We start from the raw sequence: 6,006 nt of genomic DNA, 5'->3' as shown, positions 1-6,006 counted from the left end.
GGCTGGTACCGGTCTGGAAGTCAGAAAACAGGAAGATGGCAGTTATGTATTACATTACGCTGATACAACAGGGCGCACCTCAGCGGATGTCACCCTGCCTCTCATGACCGTCAGCACTGCTTCCCTGAAACAAGGCACAGCGGAAGAAGGTTATCGGGTCAGTAATGTCAGCGGAGTCGGTTTATGGGATGAGCGTAGTTTGCGCGATACGCCCTATTCGATGAGTGTCGTACCCTCTGATCTGATCGAGAATATAAACGCCCAGAATATGGAACAAATCTTCAAAATGAACCCCCTGACTCAGGGGGAGGATATTAATCGTCACAATGGTGTACCTTTTGTTACTATACGTGGATTCCAATCAAACAACCCGATTTACGATGGCATACCCATGGCTGATGCAAATGGTTCTGCTGTGTCAATGGTCGAGATCGATCGGGTTGAAATTCTCAGCGGAACCTCAGGTTTCCTTTATGGTGGAGGCAGGGTGGGCGGAGCCGTCAATTATGTGACTAAAAGCCCGACCGATGTCCCGCTTAGAAGGCTGACATTTGGTAATTACGGCGGCACCCAGTTTTACGGTCATGCCGATATCGGCGGAAAATTTGATGACCAAGGTCGCTTCGGTTATCGAGCCAACCTACTCTATCAGGGCGGAGATACCGCCATCGGTGAACCAGTCAACCAGAAAGTAGCCAACATTGTATTGGATGGGCATCTTACCGATGCCCTCTATGCGGATGTTAAATATACCTATAACGATTACAGAAAAGAAGCACCACAACCTTTTTTTAATAGTACAGGGGAACGAACTGCGATCGATACCAGCAAACGCTACTCTCCCAAATGGGCATCCAATGATATAGAAAGCCATAAAGCCTATACCAGCCTGCGCTGGGATCCCAGCAAGTATTTCACTCTCAGAAGTGCCTTTTTCTATCAGAATACCCGCGCGAAAACTAATCTGGTTACTTTAAACCAACAGGTAGATCGGACTTTTATCCCCAGAATATCAAGCGGTAATCCTTCGCAAAAGTATGAAAATTATGGAGGGTATATCTACCTGGATACTCGCTTTTCAACTTTTGCTGTCGACCATAAGCTGACCGTGGGTTATTCCTCTACTGTTATTGACCAAGTTGCTATTGATGGTTCTTACTGGTCTGGTACAAACCTCTCGCTGAGTGAAATTAAGAACATACCTAAACCGGCCTGGGGAGAACCTTCCAATGTGCTGTCAACCTATCTTGGCCGATATAATAATATTCTGATTGGAGATGATATTACCTTCAATAAGCAATGGTCTGCGATGGTCGGGTTTAACTATGCTACTACCATGAGTAGATCGACTGGTTTTTATGGCAACGGGAGTAAATATGAAAAATCCGCACTGACGCCTACTGTTTCACTGCTGTATAAGCCGATCGAAGAGGTAACTACCTATGTCTCTTATATGGAAGCCCTTGAAAGGGGAACGGTAGTGGGTAATACCTATACCAATTATGGACAGGTATTCCCACCACTCGTTAGCAAGCAGTATGAGGTAGGTGCGAAATATGATATCAATTCCAACCTGTTACTAAGCACTGCACTGTTCCGGATTGAAAAAGCCAATCAATTTTCAAATTTAGCTACACCTCTCCCCACTTATATTCAGGATGGGTTGCAAGTCCATAACGGGGTGGAACTGGTTTTAACCGGTAAGATCACCGATAATCTGACCATCATGGGAGGCGGTACCCTGATGGATCTCAGTGTAGAAAAAGCCAATGACCCTGCGCTGGAAGGCAAAAAACCGACCAATGCTGCTTCTAGAATGGGCAAGATTTATGCGGAGTACGCGCTACCGTGGATTACAGGGTTGAGCCTGACTGGGGGTATTTACTATACAGGAGAGAGATATGCTGATGCGGCCAATACCGACAAAATTCCGAATTATACCCTGTATGATATTGGAGCCCGGTATACTACTCGTGTGCTCGATAAAGCGCTGACCGTGCGTCTGAATGTCATCAACCTGACTGGTAAAAACTACTGGCAAAACGCCGGTTATTTAGGTGTACCGAGGACAGTAGCATTTTCTGCTAGTATGATGTTTTAACGTTTTAGCTTGACTATTCCGGGCTCAGAGTAGAGCCCGGCGGACTTCTTCCTGCAGAATCCGGCAGAAAATCTTGCCATTTCCCGAACTGCTCACGCATCAAACATTTCCTCGATTGCCTGTGCTATCAGTATTCGTTCCCTCAGATCAGCAAAGTTTGCGAGTCTGCTGCCCTGACTGGGTGTCTGGTCATATATAAAACCAGTCTTGCAAAGCAGGGGCCTTACCCGATAAAATAAGAATCGTTCTCATTTTATTTTGTGTCCGCACATGTGCCTGATCAATGACGAGGAGAGCGCTGTGCCAGTCATGGATCTTGCAGCGCACCGGGTTCACGTTTTATATACCGACCATCACAACTGGCTGTATAACTGGCTGCGTTGCAAACTGGGCAATGCCTGCGAAGCAGCGGATCTGGCGCATGACACCTTTCTGCGTATCATGGTCTCACGGCAGCTACTGGTACATCCTGGTGATGAACCGCGTGCGTTACTCACGCATATTGCCAAAGGACTGGTTATCGACCACTGGCGACGACAGGATGTAGAGCGCGCCTATCTGGAAGCACTGGCTCATCTGCCGGAGGCGGAAGTCCCTTCACCTGAAACGCAGCTACTGATCCTGGAAGCGCTATACCGCATTGAAGCTATGTTGCGCGGTTTGCCGGCACGTACACGGGATATTTTCCTGCTGGCCCAGCTCGACGGGCTGACCTACCGGCAGATTGCTGATCAAACCGGCTTTTCGCTCATTACGATCAAGCGACATATGCGTGCAGCCTTCGTTGCTTGCCTGATGCTGGACTGATTCATTCATAACAGTGCCTCATTCGCCTGAACCCGACATCGAGCCAGCTATCCTGCTGGAAGCAGCCGATTGGCTGGTACTGCTCCAATCCGGCGAAGCCACGGAGCATGACCGGGTGGCTCTGGCACACTGGCGTGAGCGCAGCTCTGCTCATGACGCTGCCTGGCGGCGTGCTGAAAATATGCTGGGTACTTTCGATAAGGTACCGCCAAAACTGGGTCGTGATACCTTTTCGCATTTGGGCAATCCTGGCCGCCGGCAGGTGCTGCGTCTGGGCTTGCTTGCACTTGCCATGCCTGCTGCCTGGCTCACTTGGCGACACAGCCCCTGGCAGGAATGGGTGGCTGATCTGCGCACCGCTACCGGTGAACAGAAATTCATTGATCTGGATGATGGCACCCATCTGGTGCTCAATACCACCAGTGCAGTGAATGTCGCTTTTACCACTGCTGAACGGCGCCTCCTATTACTGGCTGGAGAGATCCTTGTGACTACCGGGCGTGATCCGTCTCCTGTATCGCGCCCCTTTATCGTGCAGACTGCTCATGGCAACTTGCGCGCACTGGGTACGCGCTTTACTGTACGTCGTTTCGATGACAGCACCCGGGTAGCCGTGTTTGAGGGGGCTGTCGAAGTTCATCCGGCTGTATCCATTCAAACAACGGTTCTGCGTGCAGGTGAGCAGATGATCTTTACCGGATTGGACATGCAGCCCGCGCAGCCAGTGGAAACCAGTACCACACTGTGGGAACATGGCATGGTGCTGGCCCGTGACATGCATCTCAGTGAGCTGGTAGCGGAGCTGAACCGCTATCACCGTGGCGTTCTGCGTTGCGACCCCTCTGTTGCCAGTCTCGCCGTCTCCGGTGCTTTCCCGGTGAATGACATACCCGCCAGCCTGGCGCTGCTGGAAACGACCCTACCGGTACGCATCAGCCGTACCACCTCGTGGTGGATTACGGTACAGGCTCGTTGATCCGTGGTTGGCATTCATACCCGTATGGACACAAATACCACTCCCGGATAGAATTCTGACCTATCTAGTCCGATTTTTATATTTGGAGGTTAGCCATGCAAAGCTGGCAAATGCAGACTGCCAAGGCGCGGTTTTCGGAACTGGTCAAGCACGCGGCACAGGAAGGGCCGCAGGATATCACCTTGCACGGGCGTTCCGTGGCGGTAGTAATGTCGCGCGAGCTGTTCGACCGTCTGAGCGGCAATGAACAATCCCTGGTGGACTTCATGCGCGCTTCGCCCTTGCGGGATCGGGATGATATCGAATTCGAGCGGGATCGCAGCCTGCCACGCGAAATCGCACTTTGAGCTATCTGATCGATACTAACGTTCTGTCGGAACTGCGCCGCCAGCAGCCTGATGCACAGGTAGTAGCGTGGATACAGGTTCGTCCGCGCCAGTCGCTGTACCTCTCGGTGCTCAGCTTGGGGTAAATCCGCAAAGGCATAGAGGGCGTGGCCGACGCTACGTTCCGCCAAACACTGACGGACTGGCTGGAAGTGGAACTGCCTAACTACTTCGTTGGTCGGTTGCTGGACATCGATGCTCAGGTAGCCAACCGCTGGGGCCGGGTGCAGGCCACCGCGGGCCGCACTCTGCCCGCTATCGACGGCCTGCTGGCAGCCACGGCTCTCCAGCACGACCTGACGCTGGTTACACGCAACACCCGGGATTTCGCGGGATTGAACCTGCGGCTGATCAATCCCTGGGAGGCATGACTACCAGCAGATCAATATGTGGTAATCATATATCTCCGGGTGGATTACGGTGCGGGTTCGTTGATTTCCCGGAAGGCAGACAAGGATTTCTGATGTACGATGCATATACAATGTTTGATTGTTTTAACACCAGCTAATGACCGTCAAGTCACTGATTAACAGGAGATTGATATGGCGACTATGACTATTCGCAACATCAATGAGCAACTCAAGACCCGGCTGCGTGTGCGTGCTGCTATGCATGGACATTCCATGGAAGATGAAGTACAGGATATTTTGCGTACAGCGTTATCTGCTGAACCAGTGCAGACTGTCTCGCTGGTGGAAGTAATTCGTTCACGTGTAGAGCCATTGGGCGGGATCGAGCTGAATCTGCCTGAACACAGTAGGATGCGGTTCGTACCTCACCACATCCTACCGTATTGGAGTACCTCGTACCTCAAATAAGGGGATGCAAGCCGCATACACTTCAACTTCAAAAAATCTGCAATTTTACTGATACCTTTTTCGTGTTCATCCGGTGTATCAGGTGAAAGCATGTTCTGAACGCGCTTCCACTACTTGATCAACACTAACGAAAGGTACACAGATTATGGTCTTCAGGCGCTTCCATCTCTGGCAATCAGCCTGCACTACAAGGTTTGCATTCTCTTCCATTACTGATTTCTGTAGCACTCTCCTGATTTTCAAAACCAATGCATTCGTATTGGTGATCACCTGCATGCTGGCCAGCCTCACTGGCGCAGTGATCATACCGAATGCTGCTATGGCTGCTGAAGCGCTCGATAACACCGCTCAACGGGAATATGCGATTTCTGCCGGCCGGCTCGGTGATGCACTGGCGCAATTTGCCGCAGTCACCGGCGTGCCGTTGTCTTTTGATCCACAAATGCTGTCGGGGTTGAGCAGCAAAGGGTTGCAAGGCCGCTACACCGTCCGTGCAGGATTTTCACGCTTGCTGGCCGGCAGTGGTTATGAACTGGTAGAGGCAGGTAATGGTGGTTATTCATTGCGCCGGATAGCAGCCGCGAGTGGAACGGTGACATTGCCACAAATGACAGTCAGTACAGCTTCACTGAAGCAAGGTACAGCAGAAGAAGGTTATCGAGTCAGTAATATCAGCGGTATCGGCCTCTGGGGTGAACGCAGTTTACGCGATACCCCTTATTCGATGAGTGTCGTCCCTTCTGATTTGATCGAGAACGTCAATGCCCAGAACATGGGGCAGATTTTCAAAATGAATCCTTTAACTCAAGAACCAAATATCCAGAATTTTACCGGTGTTCCCTTAGTCACCATACGAGGATTTCAAACAAGTAGCCCGGTGTATGATGGTATTCATCTCTATGCCAATGGTTCTGCTGT

General features: G+C 50.9%; 7 protein-coding genes. All 7 read left to right on the top strand.

The annotated features are described in order from the left end of the window. Positions 1 to 2,101 (top strand): TonB-dependent siderophore receptor (locus ABUL11_RS10740; RefSeq protein WP_350283848.1); only part of this gene is annotated, 2,101 nt, incomplete at its 5' end. Between the two features lie 309 nt (positions 2,102 to 2,410). Then, positions 2,411 to 2,908, top strand: coding sequence for a sigma-70 family RNA polymerase sigma factor (locus tag ABUL11_RS10735; protein ID WP_350283849.1), 498 nt, complete (start codon positions 2,411 to 2,413; stop codon positions 2,906 to 2,908). Positions 2,909 to 2,921: 13 nt separating this feature from the next. After that, positions 2,922 to 3,884: a FecR domain-containing protein gene (locus ABUL11_RS10730; protein ID WP_350283847.1), complete on the top strand. Its 963-nt coding sequence runs from the start codon at positions 2,922 to 2,924 to the stop codon at positions 3,882 to 3,884. Between the two features lie 95 nt (positions 3,885 to 3,979). Further along, a complete protein-coding gene (locus ABUL11_RS10725; RefSeq protein ID WP_350283846.1) occupies positions 3,980 to 4,231 on the top strand; it encodes a type II toxin-antitoxin system Phd/YefM family antitoxin in 252 nt (83 codons plus the stop codon). Positions 4,232 to 4,377: 146 nt separating this feature from the next. After that, on the top strand, positions 4,378 to 4,641 hold the full coding sequence (locus ABUL11_RS10720; protein ID WP_350283845.1) for a PIN domain-containing protein: 264 nt from the start codon (positions 4,378 to 4,380) through the stop codon (positions 4,639 to 4,641). Between the two features lie 171 nt (positions 4,642 to 4,812). Continuing rightward, positions 4,813 to 5,088, top strand: a complete 276-nt coding sequence (locus ABUL11_RS10715) for a FitA-like ribbon-helix-helix domain-containing protein (protein WP_350283844.1) — start codon at positions 4,813 to 4,815, stop codon at positions 5,086 to 5,088. A gap of 145 nt (positions 5,089 to 5,233) precedes the next feature. Continuing rightward, positions 5,234 to 6,006, top strand: a 773-nt coding sequence (locus ABUL11_RS10710; protein WP_350283843.1) for an STN domain-containing protein, incomplete at its 3' end; no start/stop codon positions are given.

It is taken from the genome of Nitrosomonas sp. (genome assembly GCF_040256045.1).
Lineage (GTDB): Bacteria > Pseudomonadota > Gammaproteobacteria > Burkholderiales > Nitrosomonadaceae > Nitrosomonas.
Note: the sequence above shows the minus strand (reverse complement) of the source record. Positions and strands in the feature narration are given on the sequence as shown.